Raw genomic sequence first — 24,361 nt, forward strand, 5'->3', positions numbered from 1 at the left:
CGGATGTCATGACCTCTACCCTAGCCGAAGCCTATACGCAAAACATTGCCATTAAACATTCTTTAGAAAAATATCTACTGCTAGATGCCTCGAAAATTGGAAAAGATGATTTTACTTCCTTTTGTGATTTGAATGATGTAACTGCTCTAGTGACAGATATGAATGCAAAGGATGAAAATTACCAATTATTACACAACCACATTGAAATTATTTCAACAAAATCATAAAGTTATCAAAACCAACAGCAAAATGTTGGTTTTTTGTTTGTACACGAAAAAAATAAACAAAAATAAAACAAAATATGTTGACTTTGTGTTCGTTTGGTTGTATAATTTAAACATAAAAAGCGAAAAAGCTTTTTCTAAGTTTTGCAAAACAAAGATTTTCTGCCACATATGGCTACAACTTTCTATTTTTGTTAGGAGATAGGTTATGACAATCATTATCGGTGCTGATCCAGCGGGCTCAAAACTAAAAGACCTTATTAAAGATTATTTACAAGAAAAATCATATGACTTTAAAGATGTCAGTGATGGAAGTGATTTTGTTGATACTACTTTGGCGGTAGTTGCAGCAGTCAATCAAGAGGAAGGAAATCTTGGTATTGTGATTGATGCTTATGGTGTTGGTCCATTTATGACCGCAACTAAAGTCAAAGGCATGATCGCTGCAGAAGTTTCAGACGAACGTTCTGCCTATATGACAAGAGGACACAACAATTCGCGTATTATTACAATCGGTAGTGAGATTGTAGGAGAAGGAATTGCTAAAAATATCGTTAAAGGATTTGTTGAAGGTGAGTATGATGGCGGCCGTCACCAAATTCGTGTGGATATGCTAAATAAAATGTGCTAATTGTTGTAAACAAAGGAGAATAAGAGATGAAAATTGCAATCGGTTGTGACCACATTGTAACCTATGAAAAAATCGCTGTGGTAGATTATTTGAAAAATCAAGGATATGAAGTATTGGACTTTGGGACTTATGACAATGTTCGTACTCATTACCCAATCTTTGGTAAAAAAGTTGGTGAAGCTGTTGCAAGCGGACAAGCAGATTTGGGAATTTGTATTTGTGGAACAGGTGTTGGAATCAACAATGCTGTAAATAAGGTTCCTGGTATTCGATCAGCTTTGGTTCGTGATATGACCTCCGCACTTTACGCTAAGGAGGAGTTAAATGCCAACGTCATTGGTTTTGGTGGCAAAATTACGGGTGAGTTGCTTATGTGCGACATCATTGAAGCCTTCATTAAAGCAGAATACAAACCAACTGAAGAAAACAAACGTTTGATCGAAAAGATTGCTGCAGTTGAAACGCTCAATCAAGAGCAGGCTAATCCAGAGTTCTTTACGGAATTTCTTGAAAAGTGGGATCGTGGAGAATACCACGACTAGGAGGCTCACATGATTTTGACGATTACTTTAAATCCGTCGGTTGATATTGCCTATCAATTGGATACCTTTCATTTGGATACGGTCAATCGAGTAGAAAAAGTTCAAAAAACAGCTGGAGGCAAGGGGCTCAATGTGACACGAGTTTTGAAACAAATCGGTGAAGATGTTGTGGCTACTGGTTTCATTGGTGGTGAGATTGGAAGTTATGTAAAGAAACAACTCACTCGAAATGATATTAAAAATTCCTTTGTGGAAATTGGGAACGAAACACGTAACTGTATTGCGGTTCTTCATGATGGCAAACAGACGGAGATTTTAGAACAAGGACCAACTATTCAAGAACATGAAGCCTTGAATTTTATCGAACATCTAGAAATTATCCTGAACAATGTAGATGAAATTATCCTGAACAATGTAGATGTTGTTGTTATTTCAGGAAGTTTACCTAAGGGACTTGCTAGCAACTACTATGTTAAGGTCATTGAACTTTGTAAAAAATGTGGTGTGGTTGTTGTTCTGGATTGTTCTGGTGAGGCCCTGAAAAACGTTTTAGAAAGCCAGCAGAAGCCGACAGTTATCAAGCCAAATACAGAAGAGTTATCACAGTTAATTGGCAAAAATGTCACAGATGATATTCAAGAATTGAAAGCAGTTCTATCTGGTCAATTATTCCAAGGAATTGAATGGATAGTTGTATCCTTGGGGGCAAAGGGGGCTTTTGCCAAGCACAATGACAAGTTCTATCGTGTGAAAATTCCAAAAATAAATGTCGTCAATCCAGTAGGTTCGGGTGATTCAACTGTTGCAGGTATTGCAGCTAGTTTGAAACATGCATTACCTGATGTAGAACTACTAAAAAATGCAAATGTTTTGGGCATGTTAAATGCTCAGGAAGAACAGACAGGTTATGTCAACTTAGAACATTCAGAAGTATTGTATTCTCAAATTGAAGTCGAGGAGGTTTAAGATGGTAGTAACAGCAGAAAAAAGAAAATATATGGAAAAAGTAAGCAATGAAGCAGGAGTTATTTCAGCTCTTGCCTTCGACCAACGTGGAGCCTTGAAAAAAATGATGGCAAAACATCAGTCAGAAGAACCTACTGTGGAGCAGATGGAAGAGCTAAAAACTCTAGTTTCTGAAGAACTAACACAGTTTTCTTCTTCTATTCTTTTAGATCCTGAATTTGGTTTACCAGCTTCACGCGCCCGCAATGAACAATGTGGTTTACTTTTGGCTTATGAGAAAACTGGCTATGACACCAGCTCTACCAGTCGTTTGCCAGATTGCCTGGTAGAATGGTCTGTAAAACGACTAAAAGAAGAGGGCGCGGATGCCATTAAGTTTCTACTTTACTATGACGTTGATGGTGATTCATACGTTAATCTTCAAAAACATGCTTATATCGAACGCCTAGGTTCAGAATGTCAGGCAGAAGGTTTGCCATTCTTCTTGGAGATTTTGAGCTATGATGAAACGATTGAAGACAATGCTAGTGTTGAGTTTGCTAAAGTTAAACCTAGAAAAGTAAATGAAGCCATGAAAGTATTTTCTGACGAACGCTTTGGAGTAGATGTTCTCAAGGTAGAAGTACCTGTGAACATGAATTTTGTAGAAGGCTTTGGAACAGGGGAAATCGTTTATACAAAAGAAGAAGCAGCCGAATATTTCCGTCAACAAGAAGCATCAACTCATTTGCCATACATTTATCTAAGTGCAGGTGTTTCTGCAAAACTCTTCCAAGATACTCTAGTGTTTGCACATGAATCAGGTGCTAAATTTAACGGTGTTCTCTGCGGTCGTGCGACTTGGGCTGGTGTTGTGCCAGTCTATATCGAACAAGGAGAAGAAGCAGCACGTGAATGGTTACGAACTATTGGTCGTGAAAATATTGAAGGACTTGATGCAGTCTTGTCTCAAACTGCAACATCCTGGGTAGAAAAATTTTATAAAAAATAACCATTTTTCTTAAAGAAAGGGTTTACATTTTCTGAGAATATGCTATAATAATCTCATCAGCAAGAATAGAGTGGATTGTAACTAATTCGATTAGGCAAGACTACAAATGGATTTGAGAGTAGAATATTCTCGGTTTGTTTGTAGTCTTTTTTTGCTTAAAAATATAGGAGGAATATATGTTTAGGATTATACAGTCACTAAATAATAACGCTGCTCTGGTAAAAAATGAACATGGGGAACAGGCAGTCGTGATGGGCTTAGGTATAACCTTTCAAAAGAAGAAAGGGGATTTAATCGTTAAGGATAAGATAGAAAACATCTTTTCGCTAAAAAATGATGAGGTCAAGGAAAATTTTCTAACCTTATTAAAGGACATTCCCTTAGATTTTATTTCAGCAACCTACACGGTTATCAATCATCTTGTAGCAACCTATCATTACCCTGTACAAGAATATCTCTATGTGACACTGACAGATCATATCTATTGTGCCTATCAGGCGGTTTTAAAGAATACTTATCAAGAAAGTAAGCTACCCAATATTTCAGCCGAATATCCCTTGGAATATAAAATGGCGCGTGAAGCCTTAGCTATGTTCCGTGAAAAGTTGCTAAAAGATTTTCCGAATGATGAGATTGGTAGAATTGCACTTCACTTAATTAATGCAAAGGGTGAAACAATTCATCCCACAAGTGAAGAACAGGACATCAGCAAAAAAATTATAGCATATGTTGAACAAATTCTAACGGAGAATGGGATTAAACGCACAAAAGAAAATAGCAATTTTTATGATCGTTTTATGATTCATCTGTCCTATTTTCTGAATTACTTAGATAGGTCCCATCAGTCAAATGAATCGATTGCTAGTTTAGAACAGTATATCAAGCTCCAGAATCCAAGAGCTTACCTGATTGGTAGTCAGATTTTTGAGATGATCATATCATTGGTTGATGAACCTGTAAATGACAGTGAAAGGTTCTATATTGTACTACATATTCAACGGTTATTGTAAATCATACTCTTCGTAAATCCAATTCAGACGTTGTTGCCTCAACTTGATGAACTTTAGTTCTATCTGCGTTTTCGTCGCCTAGTCTGAATTGAATTTCCATTGAGTACATAAAAAATAGGAGGTTCATATTATGAACAGAGAAGAAATTACGTTATTAGGTTTTGAGATTGTTGCGTTCGCTGGTGATGCTCGTTCTCGTTTGATGGAGGCACTGGCTGCTGCTCAAAAAGGTGATTATGCAAAAGCAGAGGAACTAGTTGAAGCCGCCAATGCTTGTATTGTTGAAGCCCATCATGCTCAGACTAGCTTGTTGCAAAAAGAAGCGGCTGGTGAGGATTTAGCCTTTAGTGTGACGCTCATGCATGGTCAAGACCATCTCATGACAACATTATTATTGAAAGACATGATGAGTCATATGATTGAACTGTACAAACGAGGTGATAAGTAATGAATAAATTGATTGAATTCATTGAGAAAGGGAAGCCTTTCTTTGAAAAGATTTCGAGAAACCCTTATTTAAGGGCTATCCGTGATGGTTTTATCGCAGCCATGCCAGTTATCTTATTCTCAAGTATCTTTCTATTGGTAGCTTTTGTTCCTAATATCTTTGGTTTTACTTGGTCTGATGAAGCAGTGGCGGCTATCATGAAACCTTACGGTTACACAATGGGGATTGTAGCTGTCCTAGTTGCAGGAACGACCGCAAAATCTTTGACAGATGCTTTTAACCGTCAATTGCCAAAAACCAATCAAATCAACTTCATTTCAACCATGATTGCCTCAATTTCAGGTTTCCTATTACTGGCTTCTGATGGTATTGAAGGTGGGTTTGCCAATGGTTACATGGGAACTAAGGGACTTTTGACAGCCTTTCTAGCAGCCTTCATTACGGTTAATATCTATAAGGTCTGTGTGAAAAACAATGTCACCATTCGTATGCCAGACGAAGTTCCACCGAACGTATCTCAGGCATTTAAAGATGTAATTCCATATGCATTGTCAATCTTTGTCTTGTATGGAATTGATCTTGCGACACGTCAACTGGTTGGAACAAACGTTGCTGAGGCTATTCTAAAATTATTTGAGCCATTATTTACGGCAGCAGATGGTTATGTAGGTATTACCATTATCTTTGGTGCCTATGCCTTGTTCTGGTTTGTAGGGATTCATGGTCCATCAATTGTTGAGCCAGCAATTGCAGCCATTACTTATGCTAATATTGAAACTAACTTCCAGCTTTTGCAGGCGGGTCAACACGCGGATAAAATCCTGACTTCAGGTACTCAAATGTTTATCGTGACAATGGGTGGTACAGGTGCTACCTTGGTTGTACCATTCATGTTTATGTGGTTGACTAAGTCTAAACGAAACAAAGCAATCGGACGTGCTTCAGTTGTTCCAACTTTCTTCGGCGTAAACGAACCAATCTTGTTTGGTGCACCACTTGTACTTAACCCAGTATTCTTTGTTCCATTTATTTTAGCTCCAATTGCTAACGTATGGATTTTCAAATTCTTTGTTGATACGCTAAAAATGAACAGTTTCAGCGTCAACTTGCCATGGACAACTCCAGGACCGTTGGGAATTGTCATGGGAACAAACTTTGCTCCACTTGCCTTTGCACTAGCTGTCTTGTTGGTCGTTGTCGATGTACTTATCTATTATCCATTCTTGAAAGTTTATGATGAGCAAATTCTTGCTGAGGAACAATCAGGAAAAGTTGAAAATAGCTTGAAAGAGAAAGTGGCAGCTAACTTCAATACTGCCAAGGCGGATGCTATCCTTGAAAAAGCTGCAGTCAATACCGAAATTTCTGAACAAACCAACGTTCTGGTACTTTGTGCAGGAGGCGGTACAAGTGGATTGCTTGCTAACGCGTTAACTAAAGCCGCCAAAGAATACGGTGTTCCAGTCACAGCGACAGCAGGAAGCTATGGTGCTCACCGTGAGATTTTACCAGAATATCAATTAGTTATCCTTGCACCTCAAGTAGCATCGAACTACGATGATATGAAGCAAGAAACCGATGCATTGGGTATTAAACTCGCCAAAACTGAAGGGGCTCAATACATTAAACTCACTCGTGATGGTCAAGGTGCTCTTGACTTTGTCAAACAACAGTTCTAGAACCTGTATTCACAGTTCAGCACTTCCATCTAAGGATAGTTTTTCAGCTACTCATCGTTAGTTTTTTTCAAAATACAGTCAGTATTCCCTCAAAAAACTGCCTTGATTAGCGAAAAACTATCTCTTACATACAAGCACTTCACTTGTGAATACAGGTTCTTAATCAAAGGGGGTGGGAGTAATAAATCTCCAACTCCTCCCCCTTTATTTATTTTTGATAGAAGAAGGTAGGCATATGGTTAAAACATTACCGAAAGATTTTATATTTGGTGGAGCAACCGCTGCATATCAAGCAGAGGGTGCCACAAAGACAGATGGAAAAGGTCGTGTTGCATGGGATAAGTATCTAGAAGATAATTACTGGTATACTGCGGAACCAGCTTCTGATTTTTATAATCGTTATCCAGTTGATTTAGAACTAAGTGAACAATTTGGGGTAAACGGCATTCGCATTTCAATTGCGTGGTCTCGTATCTTCCCAACTGGCTTTGGAGAAGTGAATCCAAAGGGAGTAGAGTTTTACCATAAATTATTTGCGGAATGCCATAAACGTCACGTAGAACCATTTGTAACGCTTCATCATTTTGATACACCAGAAACACTACATTCTAATGGTGACTTTCTAAATCGAGATAACATTGAACACTTTGTCAATTACGCAGCATTTTGCTTCAAAGAATTCCCTGAAGTTAATTACTGGACAACCTTTAATGAAATCGGCCCAATTGGTGACGGTCAGTATCTTGTTGGGAAGTTCCCACCAGGTATTCAGTATGATTTAGCTAAAGTATTCCAATCTCATCACAATATGATGGTTTCACATGCCAAGGCGGTTAAGCTCTATAAGGATGCTGGTTATAGCGGAGAAATTGGTGTTGTACATGCATTGCCAACGAAATATCCTTATGATCCAACCAATCCAGAAGATGTCCGTGCAGCGGAACTTGAAGATATTATTCACAATAAATTTATCCTAGATGCAACATACTTGGGTTACTATTCTGAAAAAACACTTGAAGGTGTTCGCCATATTCTGAAAGTAAATGGTGGGGAATTAGACCTTCGTGATGAAGACTTTGCTGCCTTAGATGCCGCAAAAGATTTGAACGACTTCTTGGGCATCAATTACTATATGAGTGATTGGATGAGAGCACATGATGGAGAAACGGAAATTATCCATAATGGTAAAGGTGAAAAGGGAAGTTCTAAGTATCAAATCAAAGGAGTTGGTCGTAGAGAGTCCCCAGTTGATATTCCAAAAACGGACTGGGATTGGATTATCTATCCACAAGGTCTTTATGACCAAATTATGCGTGTGAAAAATGACTATCCAAACTATAAGAAAATCTACATCACTGAAAATGGTCTAGGCTATAAAGATGAATTTGTAGATGGTACAGTCTATGACGATGGTCGAATTGATTATGTGAAAAAGCATTTAGAAGTGATTTCAGATGCTATCTCAGATGGTGCCAATGTTAAAGGGTATTTCATCTGGTCCTTGATGGATGTATTTTCTTGGTCAAATGGATACGAGAAACGATATGGTTTGTTCTATGTTGACTTTGAAACCCAAGAACGCTATCCAAAGAAAAGTGCTTATTGGTATAAAAAAGTAGCAGAAACACAGGTTATTGAATAAAAATAATACAAGGATGCCTAGCTCAAGTTAGCATCCTTGTTTTCATATAAGGGAGGCAGTCTTTATGTTCGAATTAAAAAATGAGAACTTAACAGTACAATTTTCTGAATTAGGTGGGCAAATTACTTCGATAAAAGACACTGATGGTGTCGAGTATCTTTGGCAAGGAGATCCGGCCTATTGGAGCGGTCAAGCACCAGTTCTATTTCCGATTTGTGGAAGTTTACGAAATGATTGGGCTATCTATGAACCTGCAGAAAGACCGACATTTACAGGCACAATTCCAAGGCATGGACTTGTGCGAAAAATGATGTTCAAAAATGTAAGAATAACTGAAAATTCTTTGGAATTTTCTATTTCATCAAATGAGGAAACCGTAAAAAATTACCCATTTGAATTTGAACTTTCCATTAACTACTCACTACTTGGCAATACAATCCGAACTGAATATCGGGTGAAAAATCTTGAAGGACATAGAAAGCTACCTTACTTTATTGGGGGTCATCCAGGTTTTAATTGTCCTTTGTTGGATGGTGAGAGTTATGAAGACTATTATTTAGAATTTGAAAAAGTAGAATCTTGTACAGTACCTAGAAGTTTTCCAGAAACTGGCTTACTTGATCTGCGAGATCGTCGTCCATTCTTGGAAAATCAAAAGATCTTGGACTTGTCCTATCAACTGTTTGAGCACGATGCCATAACATTGGATCAATTAGCATCACGAAAGGTAACTTTGAAATCCAAAAATCATCAGAAAAAACTTTCGATTGCATTTGATGATTTTCCATATTTAGTGATTTGGTCAACTACAAATCAGAGTCCCTTTATCGCTTTAGAACCTTGGAGCGGACTCTCTACATCACTGGAAGAATCTGACATATTCAATGCCAAACGAAATATTAGTTACGTCGCTCCAAAAGAAGTTGATACAAAATATTTTGATATTATTATCGACTAAACTTTTGAAAATGTTTGCTCGTTACAGAAATTTGGTAAAATAATTCATATAATGAAAAAACTAAAAAATATTAAGCCACGATGGTTTATTCTTATTTGTATCCTAATTTTTCTTGCTTTAGGTTTTGACAGTAGGCTTCAGGTAACTCATTACAGGCTTGTTAGTCACAAAATATCTCAACCGATCAGACTTGCTCTAATTACTGATTTACACTCATCAAATTACGGTAAAAATCAGATACAAATCTTGGAAGTATTAGAGAAAGAAAGCCCAGATATCATTTTATTAGGTGGAGATATTTTTGATGATGAACTTTCGGACAGAAAAACACTAGAACTATTGAGCGGGCTAAGTAAATTTAATCATACTTACTATGTGTCAGGTAATCATGAAATATGGAGTAATCGATATGACCAGATGCTAGAACATCTGCGACAACAGAATGTAGCCATATTATCTGGAAATACTAGTAGAGTTGATATAAGGGGGCAGTCAATCACTATTTCAGGCATTGACGATCCTGAATATTTTCAAAAGTATGATACTAGTGTGAATTTGCTAGACCAACTTGAAGACATAAAAGGGAAGCAAATCAGTACTGACTTTCAAATTTTACTAGCGCACCGCCCAGAACTAGTTGATACTTATCAAAAGTATGGATTTGATTTAGTGTTATCTGGTCATGCACATGGAGGACAATGGAGAATACCTTATTTGGTTAATGGTGTATTTGCACCTAATCAAGGATTTTTTCCGAAATATGCAGGTGGTTTATATGAATTTGAAAACTCGCATTTTATTGTAAGCAGGGGTCTGGCCAAAGAATCTACACGAGTACCAAGATTTTTTAATCGCCCAGAAATTATCGTTGTAGATCTTGTTAATCAGTAACTTTGCTCTTTCCCAATCACTCAAAAACCCCACTGACTTTTATTAGCCAGTGGGGTTTATTACTTATCCGAATCAAAATCTTATTTCAAAAAAGGTAGTGATTCGACTGATTTGTACTGCAATGTAATGAAATTCAGTATTTCAAGAATCGCATAAAATCAAGGTTTCTACCGTCTATTGACGTGTAGTGAATCCCTATTTCACCTCAGTAAAAATCACGTGCTTACGCAATTTTGGTGAGTATTTTTTCAATTGAAGACGGTCTGGAGTGTTACGTTTGTTTTTTGAAGTAAGGTACAAACGCTCACCAGATTCTTTGTGTTCAAGTGTAATATTTACGCGCATGGTATCTCCCTTCTATTATTCAGCTGAAGCAGCCTTAGCGATTTTACGTCCTTTGTAGTATCCTTTCAAAGATACACGGTGAGAACGTGAGTAATCTCCAGTAGTTTCATCAAATTTCACAGTTGGAGCTGCTACTTTATAGTGAGTACGACGTTTGTTTTTCTTCGCTTTTGAAGTGCGACGTGCAGGTACTGCCATTTCTTTCTTCCTCCATTAAATTCAGGGCATAGCCCTTTTTACATCTAAAATAGTGTGTATGACTTTTGTCAACTTTAACAGTATAACAAAAGTTTTTTGTAAAGTAAAGTTACTTGACAGATTTTTTTCACTTTTTTGGAAAATAGCAGAGCATTTATGGTAAAATAAGGAGGATTGCAAGGCTCGACTGGTAGAGTTTGAGCCCTTATGACTTAATTTGGAAAGGAAGAAGCACAACTTCGAGCGATATAAGTTGGCTTTATACACTTTATTATGAAACTTCAAAAACCCAAAGGAACCCAGGATTTACTACCACAGGATACGGTCAAGTGGCAGTATGTGGAAAACTTTACCCGCAGCATTTTCAAACAGTACAATTACGCTGAGATTCGCACTCCAATCTTCGAGCATTATGAGGTGATTAGCCGATCGGTTGGCGATACGACAGACATTGTGACCAAGGAGATGTACGATTTCTATGACAAGGGAGAGCGTCATATCACCCTCCGTCCAGAAGGTACGGCACCGGTTGTTCGTTCTTATGTAGAAAACAAGCTCTTTGCCCCAGAAGTGCAAAAGCCAGCTAAGTTCTATTACATGGGTCCAATGTTCCGCTATGAGCGTCCGCAGGCAGGTCGTCTCCGTCAGTTCCACCAGATTGGTGTGGAGTGCTTTGGTTCCAATAACCCAGCGACAGACGTAGAAACCATTGCTATGGCCTATCACTTCTTTGAAGAGTTGGGGATCAAGGACATCCGCCTCCACCTCAACAGTCTGGGCAATCCAGAGAGCCGTGCAGCCTACCGTCAGGCTTTGATTGACTATCTGACGCCGCTCAAGGAACAGTTGTCTAAAGATAGCCAGCGCCGTCTAGAAGAAAATCCTTTGCGTGTGTTGGATTCCAAGGAAAAAGAAGACAAGGCCGCAGTGGAAAATGCACCGTCCATCTTGGACTATCTGGATGAAGAAAGTACAGCTCACTTTGAAACGGTCAAGACTATGTTGGATAGTCTAGGAATTGCTTACACCATCGACACCAACATGGTGCGTGGTTTGGACTACTATAACCATACTATTTTCGAGTTTATGACCGAGGTAGGTGGCAACGATCTGACCATCTGTGCAGGCGGTCGTTATGATGGTTTGGTGTCCTATTTCGGTGGTCCAGAAACACCGGCCTTCGGCTTTGGCATGGGGATTGAGCGCCTCATTCTCGTCCTTGAAAAGCAAGGCATTGAGCTTCCTCTCGACACCCAGTTAGATGTCTACATCGCAGTTTTAGGTCAGGAGGCCAATGGCGGAGCGCTTGAGTTGGTTCAAGCCATCCGCAAACAGGGCTTCCGAGCAGAACGGGACTATCTGGACCGCAAGCTCAAAGCCCAGTTTAAGTCAGCAGATGTATTTGGAGCTAAGGCCATCATTACCCTTGGTGGTAGCGAAATTGAATCTGGACAGGTTGTGGTGAAAAATAACCAAACTCGCAGCCAAGTTGAAACAAGTTTGGAAGCACTCAAAACAGATTTTGCAAGTATTTTAGAAGAATTGGAGAAGCAGTAGTCTAGGCTGCTTCTTTTTTATTTTAGAAAGCAAAAAAAGAAGTGATTTGGAAATCACTTCTTGAAAATAGTGGAGAGCAAATTAGTGATGGTGACAGAAATCTAATACCATACGACCTTGGATGGTACCAGCAGCCATTTCATCAAAGACTGCTTCGGCATCGTCCACAGGACGTTTTTGAACGACAGGAACAACCAAGCCCATAGCACCGAAGTGGAAGGCTTCTTCTAGGTCTTTACGAGTACCAACCAGAGAGCCGACTACCTTGATACCATCTAGCACAGTCTTGACAATGCTGAGGTCCATGTATTCAGATGGGAGTCCGACAGCCACGACATAGCCACCTGCACGAACGCTGTCAATAGCCTGGTTGAAGGCAACCTTAGAAACAGCCGTTACGACAGTTGAGTGGGCACCGCCACCCGTTACTTCCTTGATGTAGCCAGGCACATCTTCCACTTCAAGACCATTGATGATGACATCTGCACCGACTTCCTTGGCTAATTCTAGCTTGTCATTGTTAATATCGACAGCAATAACGTGGGCATTAAAGACTTTCTTAGCGTATTGGACTGCAAGGTTGCCCAGTCCACCAGCACCGTAGATGACAATCCATTGACCTGGTTCTAGGTGTGCTTCTTTGATAGCCTTGTAGCAGGTTACGCCAGCACAGGTGATGGAGCTTGCTTGAGCAGGGTCCAGACCTTCTGGAACTTTTACTGCATAGTCTGCTGTTACAATACATTGCTCAGCCATACCACCGTCAACAGAGTAGCCTGCATTTTTAACAGTACGGCAAAGGGTTTCGCGACCAGTTGTACAATATTCACAAGTGCCACAACCTTGGAAGAACCAAGCAACACTCACACGATCGCCAACTTTTAAGCTAGTCACATCTGGAGCAATTTCAGTCACGATTCCGATACCTTCGTGACCAAGTACACGGCCTGGTACCTTACCAAAGTCACCTTGAGCAACGTGTAAGTCTGTGTGACAAACACCGCAATACTCAATCTGAACCAAAGCCTCGCCAGCTTCAAGTGGACGAAGTTCTTTTTCGACAACGACAACACCAGTAGATTCTGGATTTACTACGACTGCCTTCATAAGCAGACCTCCTGTTTTAATATTTTTTGTCAATTAAAATGTGTTAATATATACTTTTATAATGTTAAGGATATCACAAACATGACAAAAAAGCAAGAGTAGTAAAAGAAAGCCAAATGAATAAGAAAATGAAAACTATCACGGAATTACTACAATATTTTCAGTAAAATCTATTTACTTGGAAACGTTTTCTTGATAAACTAGAAATAGATTCAATCCAAATGAAAGGGAGGTAGTTTTTGTAAGATGTGGGCAGTGAATTCGCTGAAATAAATCTGACTATTTTCTGAAAACAAGAAAAAGTAAACGCTTACTACAGCAAAACAGAAAAAATGTGAAAAAATTAACAATTTCTCTTTACAAATAAAAATAAAAGTTGTAGAATAACATTGTGAAAAAGTTAACAAAATGTTGACGAGGAAATTTGGAGGAACACAATGGCTGATAAAAAAGTTGTATCACCAGAAGAAAAATTAGTAGAAGCTCGCAAACACGTTGATGAGCTTGTTCAAAAAGGTTTGGTTGCTCTTGATGAGTTCCGCAAACTCGGTCAAGAAGAAGTAGACTACATTGTAGCTAAGGCTTCGGTAGCTGCTCTTGACAAGCACGGTGAATTGGCAATGCATGCCTTTGAAGAAACCCAACGTGGTGTATTCGAAGATAAGGCAACGAAAAACTTGTTTGCCTGCGAGCACGTGGTTAACAATATGCGCCATACAAAAACAGTTGGTGTCATTGAAGAAGACGAAGTGACAGGTTTGACCTTGATTGCCGAGCCAGTTGGTGTTATCTGTGGTATCACTCCAACAACAAACCCAACTTCTACAGCAATCTTTAAATCATTGATTGCCTTGAAGACACGTAATCCAATTGTCTTTGCCTTCCACCCATCTGCACAAGAATCTTCTGCTCATGCAGCTCGTGTTGTCTATGAAGCAGCTGTGGCAGCTGGTGCCCCTGAAAACTGTATCCAGTGGGTAACAAAACCATCTATGGAAGCAACTTCTGAGTTGATGAATCATGACGGAATTGCAACAATCCTTGCGACTGGTGGTAACGCAATGGTGCGTGCGGCTTACTCTTGTGGTAAACCAGCTCTTGGTGTAGGTGCGGGTAACGTTCCAGCCTATATTGAAAAATCTGCTAACATCCGCCAAGCGGCACATGACATCGTGATGTCTAAGTCATTTGACAACGGTATGGTCTGTGCGTCAGAACAAGCAGTTATCATTGATAAAGAAGTTTACGATGAGTTTGTAGCAGAATTCAAATCTTACAAAACTTACTTCGTTAATAAGAAAGAAAAAGCTCTTCTTGAAGAATACTGCTTCGGTGTGAAAGCTAACAGCAAAAACTGTGCAGAAGGCAAACTGAATGCAGATATCGTTGGTCGCCCAGCTGCATGGATTGCTGAACAAGCTGGTTTCTCAGTACCAGAAGGTACAAACATCTTGGCAGCTGAAGTTGCTGAAATCGGTGAAAAAGAGCCATTGACTCGTGAAAAATTGTCACCAGTTATCGCTGTCTTGAAAGTGGATGGCCGTGAAGAAGGTCTTGAAGCTGCTCGTCAAATGGTAGAATTCCACGGTCTAGGTCACTCTGCAGCCATTCACACAGAAGATGCTGAACTAGCTAAAGAATTTGGTACAATCGTGCGTGCTATCCGTGTTATCTGGAACTCTCCATCTACTTTCGGTGGTATCGGTGATGTTTACAATGCCTTCTTGCCATCATTGACACTTGGTTGTGGTTCTTACGGACGCAACTCAATCAGTGATAACGTAAGTGCTATGAACTTGCTCAACATCAAGAAAGTAGGAAGACGTAGAAATAATATGCAGTGGTTTAAAGTTCCTTCTAAAACATACTTCGAACGTGATTCTATCCAATATCTCCAAAAATGCCGTGACGTTGAACGTGTCATGATCGTTACTGACCATGCCATGGTAGAACTTGGATTCTTGGATCGTATCATCGAACAGTTGGATCTCCGTCGTAATAAAGTGGTTTACCAAATCTTCTCAGACGTTGAACCAGATCCAGATATCACAACAGTTTACAAGGGTACAGAATTGATGCGTACCTTCAAACCTGATACAATCATCGCCCTTGGTGGTGGTTCACCAATGGATGCTGCCAAAGTTATGTGGCTCTTCTACGAGCAACCAACAGTTGACTTCCATGACCTGGTTCAGAAATTCATGGACATCCGTAAACGTGCCTTCAAGTTCCCAGAGCTTGGTAAAAAATCTAAGTTTATTGCGATTCCAACAACATCAGGTACAGGTTCAGAAGTAACACCGTTTGCCGTTATCTCTGACAAAGCAAATAACCGTAAATATCCAATTGCTGACTACTCATTGACACCAACTGTGGCAATCGTTGACCCTGCGCTTGTATTGACAGTACCAGCACACGTTACTGCCGATACTGGTATGGACGTATTGACTCACGCTACGGAAGCCTATGTTTCAACAGTAGCTAATGACTTCACGGACGGTTTAGCTCTCCAAGCTATTAAACTTGTTTTTGAAAACCTTGAAAGTTCAGTGAAGAATGCGGACTTCCACTCACGTGAGAAAATGCACAACGCATCAACCATTGCAGGTATGGCCTTCGCCAACGCCTTCCTAGGTATTTCTCACTCAATGGCCCACAAGATTGGTGGACGTTTCCACACAGTTCACGGTCGTACAAACGCTATCTTACTTCCATACGTAATCCGCTACAACGGTACACGTCCAGCTAAGACAGCGACATGGCCTAAATACAACTACTACAAAGCGGATGAAAAATACCAAGACATCGCACGTATGCTCGGTTTGCCATGCTCAACACCAGAAGAAGCAGTTGCTGCCTACGCACAAGCTGTTTATGACCTCGGTGAGCGCATCGGTATCCAAATGAACTTGAAAGCACAAGGTATCGACGAGAAAGAACTCAAAGAACACTCTCGCGAATTGGCTCTTCTTGCCTACGAAGACCAATGTACACCAGCTAACCCACGTTTGGCGATGGTTGACCACATGCAAGAAATCATCGAAGATGCCTACTATGGTTACAAAGAGCGTCCAGGTCGCATCAAGTAATGATTTTCGTCATGATTCGTCGTTAAAGCTCCTTGCCTAACTTCAGTTATGCCTGCGTCGCTTTGCCTCGCCTCATTTAGAAAATCATCCCTTGGTGGTTTGGGCTGCCTTCGCCTTCGCCGCTTAGATTTTCTTAGGAAAAACTGATTTTAAAACTGAATAGGATTAGCCATCGTCAATCTGTCTAGATAGCTTTTGGCTTAGAATGAATTTAGTAGTAAGTTTAGGAACGTATGGTAAATCCTGTCTCGGTTAGTTGACCGACATATGATTTACAGGAAAATTGCCTCCAAACTTTCATATATACCAGTCTATCTTGGGATAGGCTGGTATTTTCTTATCATATCTTGCCAATTTTCTGTCAATTTAGGTGGGTTTTATGGTAGAATAGAAAAAATAGATTTTTACGGGGAATATTATGACACTAGTTTATCAATCAACACGCGATGCTAAAAATACTGTATCGGCTAGTCAGGCGATTTTACAAGGCTTGGCGACTGACGGTGGTTTGTTTACACCGATTTCGATTCCAACAGTTGACTTGGATTTTTCTGTTCTTAAAGATGCTTCTTATCAAGAAGTTGCTAAGCTCATTTTGTCGGCTTTCTTGGATGATTTTACGGCAGACGAGCTGGACTACTGTATTAACAATGCCTACGACAGCAAGTTTGACACGTCAGTTATTGCCCCAGTTGTTAAACTCAACGGTCAGTACAACTTGGAGCTCTTCCGAGGCTCAACCATTGCCTTCAAGGATATGGCTCTGTCCATCCTCCCTTACTTGATGACGACGGCGGCTAAAAAGCACGGTTTGGAAAATGAGATTGTCATCTTGACCGCGACTTCAGGTGACACAGGAAAGGCAGCCATGGCTGGTTTTGCAGACGTTCCTGGCACGCAAATCATCGTCTTCTACCCACGCGACGGGGTGTCTAAGGTCCAAGAATTGCAGATGACCACGCAGACAGGGGCTAATACCCACGTGGTGGCTATTGACGGAAACTTTGACGATGCCCAAACCAACGTCAAGTACATGTTCAACGATGAGGCTCTTCGTGCTAAGTTGGCGGCTAAGAAACTCCAGTTTTCATCAGCCAACTCCATGAACATCGGCCGCTTGGTGCCACAGATTGTTTACTATGTCTATGCCTATGCTCAGCTGGTCAAGACTGGCGAGATTGCGGCGGGCGACAAGGTCAACTTCACTGTTCCGACAGGTAACTTCGGTAACATCTTGGCGGCTTACTACGCTAAGCAGATCGGTCTGCCAGTTGGCAAGCTCATCTGTGCGTCCAACGACAACAATGTCTTGACCGACTTCTTCTCGACTGGCGTTTACGACAAGAACCGTACCTTCCGCGTGACCACCAGTCCGTCTATGGACATCTTGGTGTCCTCTAACTTGGAGCGGTTGATTTTCCACCTCTTTGGCAATGACGCTGCAAAAACAGCGGAGCTGATGGAAGCTTTGAACACAGCTGGTCAGTATGACATTCAAGGAGCTGACGCGGATATCCTCTCTCTCTTTGCTGCCGCCTTTGCGACAGAAGAAGAAACCGCTGCGGAAATCAAGCGTGTCTATGACGAGTCAGACTACATTGAAGATCCACATACGGCTGTTGCCTCAGCTGTCTATAAACAGTATGTGGAGCAAACAGGGGACCAAACTCCGACAGTGATTGCTTCTACGGCAAGTCCGTACAAGTTCCCAGTGGTTGCGGTTGAAGCGGTGACAGGCCAGTCAGGCTTGACTGACTTCGAAGCCCTGGCAAAATTGCATGAGATTTCAGGTGTAGCCCTGCCACCAGCTGTGGACGGTTTGGAAACAGCACCTGTCCGCCACAATACCGTCGTTGCAGCTGCAGATATGCAGGCTGAAGTAGAGCGTTATTTGGGTGTGTAATAAAAAATGACTGATGACAAACTGCTTATTTTGAGCAGTTTGTTTTTTATTATTATTAAAATTAAAATTTACAGACAATTCAAAGAATGATATACTATATGGGAATATGTTTGAGCGAGGTGAACTATGGCACAAGAAGAAAAGATTTCTCGTGAAAAGAAAAAAGCCCTCTTGAAGCGGCTCAAAGAACGTATCAAGCCCAAGATGAAGCTGGTCTATTTGGCAGCCTTTCTATCCTGGCTGCAATTTTTGATGCGGATTATTTCCTTCTATTTGATTGCTAAGGGCTTTGTGACCTACTATGAGGGTGGGCAGGTTGATTTAGTACAGTTTGTCCTTATCTTGCTGGGGCTCAATGCCTTTGGTTACGGTGTGGCCCTGATTGCCAAGCGTTTGCAGGGCCTAGGCTCCCAGTTTGCTCGGGATTCGCTCAAGCAGTCCTTCTTTGAGGCCCTCTTGGCCAAGGATGGTCAGTTTGAGTCAAAAGCGACAGCGGCAGATGTCTTTAACATCGCTTCCCAGGGGATTGACAGCCTGGATACCTACTATTCCTACTACATGGCTTCTTCCTTGCGGACCCAGTTCAACTGTGCGACTGTGCTCTTGCTGGTCTTTCTGATTTTTCCGCTGGGTGCGGTAATTTTCATCTTAGCCTTGCCTTTGATTCCCATTTCCATTATCGCTATGCAGAAGCGGTCCAAGCGGATCATGAATCGCTACTGGGGCTCCTACATGGATGTGGGCAATCTTTTCTTGGACGACCTCAAGGGGCTCAATACCCTCTATTCCTATCAGGCGGACGCGGCTTATGAAAAGAGCTTCAATGAGCAGGCGGAGGACTTCCGCGATGCGACCATGGAGTTGCTCAGTTTCCAGCTGCAAGCGGTGGGCTACATGGATGCGGTCATGTATCTGGGGATTGGTCTGTCTGGTTTTGTGGCGGTCAATAGCCTAGCGGCAGGCAATCTCTCCCTCTTTAGTATGCTTTTCTTTATCCTCATTGCGACAGAGTTTTTTGCACCCATACGGGAGCAGGGCTACGGTATGCACTTGGTCATGATGAATACCAAGATGGCGGATCGCATTTTTGGTTTCTTGGACAGCATGACAGCGGAGCAGGAAATCGATGCTGCTCATGTGCCCGCTTTTGACAGGCTGAAACTGGAAAATCTGGCCTTTGCCTACGGAGAAAAGCCAGTCTTGAATGATATTTCCATGACCATGACGGCTGGAAAGGTCTATGCCTTGGCGGGTGAGTCAGGGCAGGGGAAAACGACCTTGGCCCAGTTGCTCTTGCGACGCTTGCGGGCGGATAAGGGAGCGATTTACTTGGGTGAGCAGGAGATTTCGACTGTCAGCCAGTTGTCTCTGAATGAGCAGGTCCTCTATGTGTCGGGCCAGTCAACCTTACTCAACCAGTCGATCTATGAGAATTTACGCATGGCTGGTGATTTTGCTAAGGAAGATATCTTGGCTTGGGCAGATCAGCACGGGGTCTTGCAGTTTGTTAAGCATCTACCAGACGGTTTAGACACGATTGTGGGCGATGACGGTGCTTTCTTGTCACCAGGTCAACGCCAGCAGGTCATCTGTGCCCGTGCGGTCTTGGCCAAACGCTCGCTCTATATCTTTGACGAGGTGACCTCTAGCGTCGATCAGGACAATGAAGGTTTGATTTACGACTTGATTAACTTGGTGGCCAAGGATGCCATTGTCATTATTATTACCCATAAGATGAAGCAGGTGGAACAGGCAGATGATATTCTCTTCCTGTCTGCGGAGGGGGCTGTGACAGGCAATCATGCTACACTTTATCAGACTAGCTCGGCCTATCGTCAGCTAGTCAATCAACAAAGAGAATTGGAGGAAGCCGTTTATGGATAAGAAAGAAATGCCGACACGGGTGCTGATTCCGAGACTCTTGGGCTCGATGAAACACCTCTTGCCACGGATTGCAGTTGCGGTCTGCTTTGCGGTCTTGGGACAGGTGGTGACCATTGCGATTCCAGTAACCATGGTCTATCTGGCTTTTGATGCCCTTGCTGGCAATCCCGCTCCGCTATGGACTTTGGTAGCCCTAGTCATTCTGGCTCTTCTACGCGGTGCCTTCCGTTATGGCGAGCACTACTTTGGTCATTATGTGGCCTTTCATACCCTGGCTGCCTACCGCCGTCTGATTTTTGCAAAATTGCGGGCCCTGGCTCCTGGGAAATTGGACAGGCAGGACAGTGGTAGTCTGCTCAAGATGATTGGGGAGGACATCGAGGCTTTGGAGGTTTTCTTTGCCCATACCATTGCCCCGATTTGTACAGGGATTTTGGTGGCTCTTGGCTTGACGGTTTATTTTGGTCTATCCAGCTGGGGCTTGGCTCTTTTAGCCTTGGTGACCTATGCCCTTCTGGCTATTGCCATTCCAAATCAATTTGCTCAGCAGCTGCAACCCTTGCTCAAGGAACAAAATGCCAGTCGTAAGGGCTATGTTTCCTACTTTATTGAAAGTCTTAAGAGCATGAAGGATCTGATGCAGTTCCAACAGACAGATGCTCGATTTGCCAATCTGACACAGAAAAGTCAAGAGGTCAATGGGCAGGAGCGAAAGGTTGCCCAGACCAACTTTATGCAGTATGCCGTTTCCTTCTTGGTGGTGGGCTTGTCTATCATGGGCTTTGCCTGGCTGACTTTTGACTTGGTCGGCAGTCAGAGCTTGGACTTGGCAACTGGTGTGGCCCTCCTGGTGTCCTTTACCAGCTCCTTTGCTCCCTTCTTGGAGCTCAGCCGTCTGCCTCTTGGTTTCAAGCGGGCTATGAATGCTGGTCGGAACATCTATGCTCTTTTGGATGAAAAAGAAGCAGAGCGAACAGGTGACTTGGTTGAGGTCAGCGTGACGGATATTGCTATTGAGCAAGTTGATTTCGACTATGATGACCGAGAAACAGGGCTCTATCGCAATCTGTCTGTCCAGTTTGAACAGGGGGGCATCATTGGTCTGGTCGGTGAGTCCGGTGCAGGAAAATCTACCTTGATGAAACTAATCATGCGGTGGTATGACTGGCAGAAAGGTCAAATCCGCCTGTCTGGCTTGGATAGTCGGAAGGTAGACAAGGCTCATTTACAAGGCTCCTTTGCCTACGTACCTCAGGTACCGCAAATCTTCCGCCAGACCATTCGAGAAAATCTTGTCTTGGGGCGGACGGATGTGTCAGACGAAACCATTATGGACTTGGCAGAAAAATGCCACATGAAAGAACGGATTTTGGCAGCACCGCAGGGTTTGGATACGCTTGTGGAAGCCAGTGACTTTTCAGCAGGAGAAGGACAACGCTTGGAACTCATGCGGGCCCTGCTCAAAAATGCGGACTGCTATATCTTTGATGAGCCGACCAGCAACTTGGATTCGCTCAATGAAGCTCGCTTTATACAGATGGTCAAGGCACACTGTCAGGGCATGGTCTTCTTGATTTCCCATAGAAGCTCAACCATGGCTTGTGCGGATAGAATCTTCCGCTTGGAAGACGGACAATTAGTAAAGGAACGATAAATGAAACAATTAAAAATGAAGGACCTCATGGTGACGGGGGCTTTTGCTGGTTTGTATTTTCTGTGTGTGGGTCTAGGGACCTTGATTGGTGTCTTTTTTGACCGGTCAGGCAATATGATGTACGCCCCGGCTTTTGCGGCCCTCTTGGCTGGTCCGGTTTATATGCTCTTGATTGCCAAAGTTGGCAAGTTTGGCTCTATCAGTTTGGTCGGTGCGGTCATGGCCTGCTTCTTTTTCTTGTCAGGCTATATGACAGCGGCCTTTCTGCCCAGTTTGACCTTTGGCTTGCTGGGAGATTGGGTGGCCAAGATCGGTGCTTATAAGAACAAATGGAGCAACCTCCTGAGTTTTGCGGTCTTCTCTTTTGGCAATCTTGGGCCCATTATTCTCATGTGGCTCATGCGAGATGCCTATGAGGCTAATCTCTTGGCCCGTGGTAAGTCGGCTGAATATGTAGCTCGTGTCATGCTGGACTTTACACCTGCCAATGTCCTCTGGTTGTCCTTTACAATTATCTTGGCAGCTAGTCTGAGCGGACTTTTTGGACAATACATGGTCAAACGCTACTTTGACCGTTCAGGTTTGGTCTGATGAAATTAGATGCTCGTACAAAAATTATTCTCGTCATCTTCACTAGTTTTACCTATGGGATGCGTCTTACAATACTAGAAAATGCAGTGCTGGTCTTAGGCCTTAGCCTGCTTTTCTGGTTTTCTGGAAAGCGGAAAATGGCTATAATGAGTCCGATAGCCTATTCTATTTTTTGTCTGTTATCCTATATTACATTTTTTCCAGCATGGCTGACGCATTTGTTGCTTGTATTGACCTATACATGGCCTCCGCTTTTGGCAGGACATCTATTGCTGATGACGACAAGTGGTTACGAACTCATTCATGGCTTACGGAAATGGCACCTGCCAGAGGTATTTCTTTTGACGTTGGGAGTAATGTTTCGTTTCCTACCTGCCATTAAACAGGATGCTCGTACGATTTGTGCCTCTTTGAAGGTTAGAGGAATTTTTTTACGGAAGAGAGATGTGGTTTGTAAGCCACTCCAGTACATGGAGTTTTTCTTGGTTCCCTTGATGATGTCTCTCTTGCGAACAGCTCAGGAATTGACAGTAGCCAGTCTGACAAAAGGTTTGGCTGTATCTACAAAATCACCTGCATATATTCGGTCGTCTTGGACCGTGCTAGATTGGAGTCTTTGCTTATGTTGTCTCGGTTTTCTGATTCTCGTCCGGCTGTGACGGTAAAAAATGTAGCATTAACTTATTCAGGGGCAGATAAACCAGCCTTGCAGATAGAGGATTTGACCATTCCAGAAGGCCAGTGTGTTGTTTTATGTGGGCAGAGTGGCTCTGGGAAGTCTAGTTTTCTCAAGGTACTGAATGGTTTGACGCCAGAATATTATCCTGCTCAGCTTTCGGGACAAATTTTCTTAGGGGACTTGGATTTACAAAAATCTAGTCTGGAAGAAACATCTCGGCACATTGCTTCAGTCTTTCAGCATCCGTCTACTCAATTTTTTCATAGTCAGGTCTTGCAGGAATTGGTTTTCCCTTGTGAAAATCAGGGTTTGTCAAGAGAAGAAATCGAGAATCGCCTGGCTTGGGTTATGGAATTATTTGGTTTGGCTTCTCTTAGCCAGCGAACGATTTCCAGTCTATCAGGTGGTCAGCAACAACGTCTAGCCTTGGCCGTTGCAGCTATGCAAGGGACAGGTGTCTTGGTTTTAGATGAGCCGACTGCCAACCTAGATCAGGAAGGGATTGCGATTGTACAGGACATCTTGAAAACTTTAAAAAGCCAAGGAAAGACCATCATTATTGCCGAGCATAGACTGTCTTATCTCAGTCAGTTGGCAGATCGCTATTTATATTTTCAAGATGGGCAAGTGGTGACGGATTATCTAGCAGATGAGTTTTTAAGCCGGACAGAAGAATGCCGTCAGGATATGGGACTGCGTTGTTATGACTCGGAGCCTTATGGACGGGCAATAGCGGAGCTGGCGGACCAGTTTGTTAATGATAAAGAGGGTTTACTTGTTGAAAATTTATCGGTAAGTCAGAAAGAGAATACTCTCTATGAGATTGAAAAACTTTGCTTGGCACCAGGACAGGTGGTGGGTTTGGTTGGATCGAATGGTTCTGGAAAAACAAGCCTTGCTCGTTATCTGGTCGGTTTAGCGGAAGATAAGAAGAGTAGGATTTCTTGGCAAGGTCAAACCTTGTCTGGTCGCCAGAGATTGGAAAAAACAGCTTTTGTTATGCAGGATGTTCGACTCCAACTATTTGCGGAAAATGTTAAGCGAGAACTTACTCTTGGAAGGAAAAATAGAGCTGTCGATGAACATTTGGTAGCTCGTTTTGGTCTATCGGAGTTGTTGGAGAGGCATCCGGTTAGTTTATCGGGTGGTGAACAACAGCGCGTGATGATAGTGGCCAGCTTACTGGCAGATAAGGAAATTTTCATTTTTGATGAACCGACGAGCGGTTTGGATTTGAGACGAATGCAACAAGTTGCTTCTGCTTTAGTAGACTTAAAAATGAAGAATAAGTTGGTTTTGTTAATTTCTCACGATGAAGAGTTATTGAATCTTGTTTGTGATAAAATAGTAGATATTAAACAGTTGAAATAGA

21 protein-coding genes and 1 pseudogene are annotated in these 24,361 nt (G+C 42.0%); 19 read left to right on the plus strand and 3 right to left on the minus strand.

Annotated features, from left to right (window positions below):
* The 11 genes and pseudogenes from SST62_RS0108495 to SST62_RS0108550 form a co-directional block, all read left to right on the plus strand.
* Positions 1-227 (plus strand): annotated as a pseudogene (locus SST62_RS0108495) (DeoR family transcriptional regulator); the annotation flags it as partial.
* Between the two features lie 205 nt (positions 228-432).
* Positions 433-855 (plus strand): galactose-6-phosphate isomerase subunit LacA, encoded by a 423-nt coding sequence (gene lacA / locus SST62_RS0108505; RefSeq protein ID WP_029180425.1) that lies wholly within the window; start codon positions 433-435, stop codon positions 853-855.
* Positions 856-881: 26 nt separating this feature from the next.
* The gene (gene lacB / locus SST62_RS0108510; RefSeq protein ID WP_029172311.1) at positions 882-1,397 is read left to right on the plus strand and encodes a galactose-6-phosphate isomerase subunit LacB; all 516 of its coding nucleotides are present in this window, start codon (positions 882-884) and stop codon (positions 1,395-1,397) included.
* 9 nt (positions 1,398-1,406) lie between these two features.
* Complete coding sequence (locus tag SST62_RS0108515) at positions 1,407-2,363, plus strand: tagatose-6-phosphate kinase (protein ID WP_029187002.1); 957 nt, start codon at positions 1,407-1,409, stop codon at positions 2,361-2,363.
* A 1-nt stretch (position 2,364) separates the two neighbouring features.
* Positions 2,365-3,354 carry a tagatose-bisphosphate aldolase gene (gene lacD, locus SST62_RS0108520; protein ID WP_029187003.1) on the plus strand — a complete coding sequence of 330 codons (990 nt, stop codon included), beginning with the start codon at positions 2,365-2,367 and terminating at the stop codon, positions 3,352-3,354.
* A 176-nt stretch (positions 3,355-3,530) separates the two neighbouring features.
* The gene (locus SST62_RS0108525; protein WP_029187004.1) at positions 3,531-4,364 is read left to right on the plus strand and encodes a PRD domain-containing protein; all 834 of its coding nucleotides are present in this window, start codon (positions 3,531-3,533) and stop codon (positions 4,362-4,364) included.
* A 130-nt stretch (positions 4,365-4,494) separates the two neighbouring features.
* A complete protein-coding gene (locus tag SST62_RS0108530) occupies positions 4,495-4,812 on the plus strand; it encodes a PTS lactose/cellobiose transporter subunit IIA (protein ID WP_003048451.1) in 318 nt (105 codons plus the stop codon).
* A complete protein-coding gene (locus SST62_RS0108535; protein WP_029187005.1) occupies positions 4,812-6,491 on the plus strand; it encodes a lactose-specific PTS transporter subunit EIIC in 1,680 nt (559 codons plus the stop codon). Before SST62_RS0108530 ends, SST62_RS0108535 begins: the two co-directional genes overlap by 1 nt.
* A 235-nt stretch (positions 6,492-6,726) precedes the next feature.
* Positions 6,727-8,133 carry a 6-phospho-beta-galactosidase gene (gene lacG / locus SST62_RS0108540; protein ID WP_029187006.1) on the plus strand — a complete coding sequence of 469 codons (1,407 nt, stop codon included), beginning with the start codon at positions 6,727-6,729 and terminating at the stop codon, positions 8,131-8,133.
* Between the two features lie 64 nt (positions 8,134-8,197).
* Positions 8,198-9,091, plus strand: coding sequence for an aldose 1-epimerase family protein (locus tag SST62_RS0108545; RefSeq protein ID WP_029187007.1), 894 nt, complete (start codon positions 8,198-8,200; stop codon positions 9,089-9,091).
* A 51-nt stretch (positions 9,092-9,142) separates the two neighbouring features.
* Positions 9,143-9,982 (plus strand): metallophosphoesterase, encoded by an 840-nt coding sequence (locus tag SST62_RS0108550; protein WP_029187008.1) that lies wholly within the window; start codon positions 9,143-9,145, stop codon positions 9,980-9,982.
* Positions 9,983-10,177: 195 nt separating this feature from the next.
* On the opposite strand, the gene rpmG is transcribed toward SST62_RS0108550, so the two are convergent.
* Positions 10,178-10,327 (minus strand): 50S ribosomal protein L33, encoded by a 150-nt coding sequence (gene rpmG, locus SST62_RS0108555; protein WP_002262412.1) that lies wholly within the window; start codon positions 10,325-10,327, stop codon positions 10,178-10,180.
* A 15-nt stretch (positions 10,328-10,342) separates the two neighbouring features.
* Complete coding sequence (gene rpmF, locus SST62_RS0108560; RefSeq protein WP_002937589.1) at positions 10,343-10,525, minus strand: 50S ribosomal protein L32; 183 nt, start codon at positions 10,523-10,525, stop codon at positions 10,343-10,345.
* A gap of 273 nt (positions 10,526-10,798) precedes the next feature.
* On the opposite strand from rpmF, the gene hisS reads away from it, so the two are divergent.
* A complete protein-coding gene (gene hisS, locus SST62_RS0108565; protein ID WP_029187009.1) occupies positions 10,799-12,082 on the plus strand; it encodes a histidine--tRNA ligase in 1,284 nt (427 codons plus the stop codon).
* An 81-nt stretch (positions 12,083-12,163) separates the two neighbouring features.
* Here hisS and adhP read toward each other — a convergent pair whose 3' ends face one another.
* On the minus strand, positions 12,164-13,189 hold the full coding sequence (adhP, locus tag SST62_RS0108570; protein WP_029187010.1) for an alcohol dehydrogenase AdhP: 1,026 nt from the start codon (positions 13,187-13,189) through the stop codon (positions 12,164-12,166).
* Positions 13,190-13,626: 437 nt separating this feature from the next.
* Between adhP and adhE the strand changes: the two genes are divergently transcribed.
* The 7 genes from adhE (at position 13,627) to SST62_RS0108605 (ending at position 24,360) form a co-directional block, all read left to right on the plus strand.
* Positions 13,627-16,278 (plus strand): bifunctional acetaldehyde-CoA/alcohol dehydrogenase, encoded by a 2,652-nt coding sequence (gene adhE / locus SST62_RS0108575; RefSeq protein ID WP_029187011.1) that lies wholly within the window; start codon positions 13,627-13,629, stop codon positions 16,276-16,278.
* A gap of 418 nt (positions 16,279-16,696) precedes the next feature.
* On the plus strand, positions 16,697-18,181 hold the full coding sequence (thrC, locus tag SST62_RS0108580) for a threonine synthase (protein ID WP_029187012.1): 1,485 nt from the start codon (positions 16,697-16,699) through the stop codon (positions 18,179-18,181).
* A 126-nt stretch (positions 18,182-18,307) separates the two neighbouring features.
* Positions 18,308-20,065: an ABC transporter ATP-binding protein/permease gene (locus tag SST62_RS0108585; protein WP_029187013.1), complete on the plus strand. Its 1,758-nt coding sequence runs from the start codon at positions 18,308-18,310 to the stop codon at positions 20,063-20,065.
* Positions 20,058-21,719 carry an ABC transporter ATP-binding protein gene (locus SST62_RS0108590; RefSeq protein ID WP_029187014.1) on the plus strand — a complete coding sequence of 554 codons (1,662 nt, stop codon included), beginning with the start codon at positions 20,058-20,060 and terminating at the stop codon, positions 21,717-21,719. The genes SST62_RS0108585 and SST62_RS0108590 overlap by 8 nt, the downstream gene beginning before the upstream one ends.
* Positions 21,720-22,310 carry an MptD family putative ECF transporter S component gene (locus SST62_RS0108595; protein WP_029187015.1) on the plus strand — a complete coding sequence of 197 codons (591 nt, stop codon included), beginning with the start codon at positions 21,720-21,722 and terminating at the stop codon, positions 22,308-22,310.
* Positions 22,310-22,969, plus strand: a complete 660-nt coding sequence (locus tag SST62_RS0108600; RefSeq protein WP_029187016.1) for an energy-coupling factor transporter transmembrane component T — start codon at positions 22,310-22,312, stop codon at positions 22,967-22,969. The genes SST62_RS0108595 and SST62_RS0108600 overlap by 1 nt, the downstream gene beginning before the upstream one ends.
* Positions 22,933-24,360 carry an ABC transporter ATP-binding protein gene (locus SST62_RS0108605; RefSeq protein ID WP_029187017.1) on the plus strand — a complete coding sequence of 476 codons (1,428 nt, stop codon included), beginning with the start codon at positions 22,933-22,935 and terminating at the stop codon, positions 24,358-24,360. Before SST62_RS0108600 ends, SST62_RS0108605 begins: the two co-directional genes overlap by 37 nt.
* Position 24,361: the final 1 nt, after the last annotated feature.

Source organism: Streptococcus suis YS56, assembly GCF_000440115.1.
In the GTDB taxonomy this organism is placed as follows: domain Bacteria; phylum Bacillota; class Bacilli; order Lactobacillales; family Streptococcaceae; genus Streptococcus; species Streptococcus suis_L.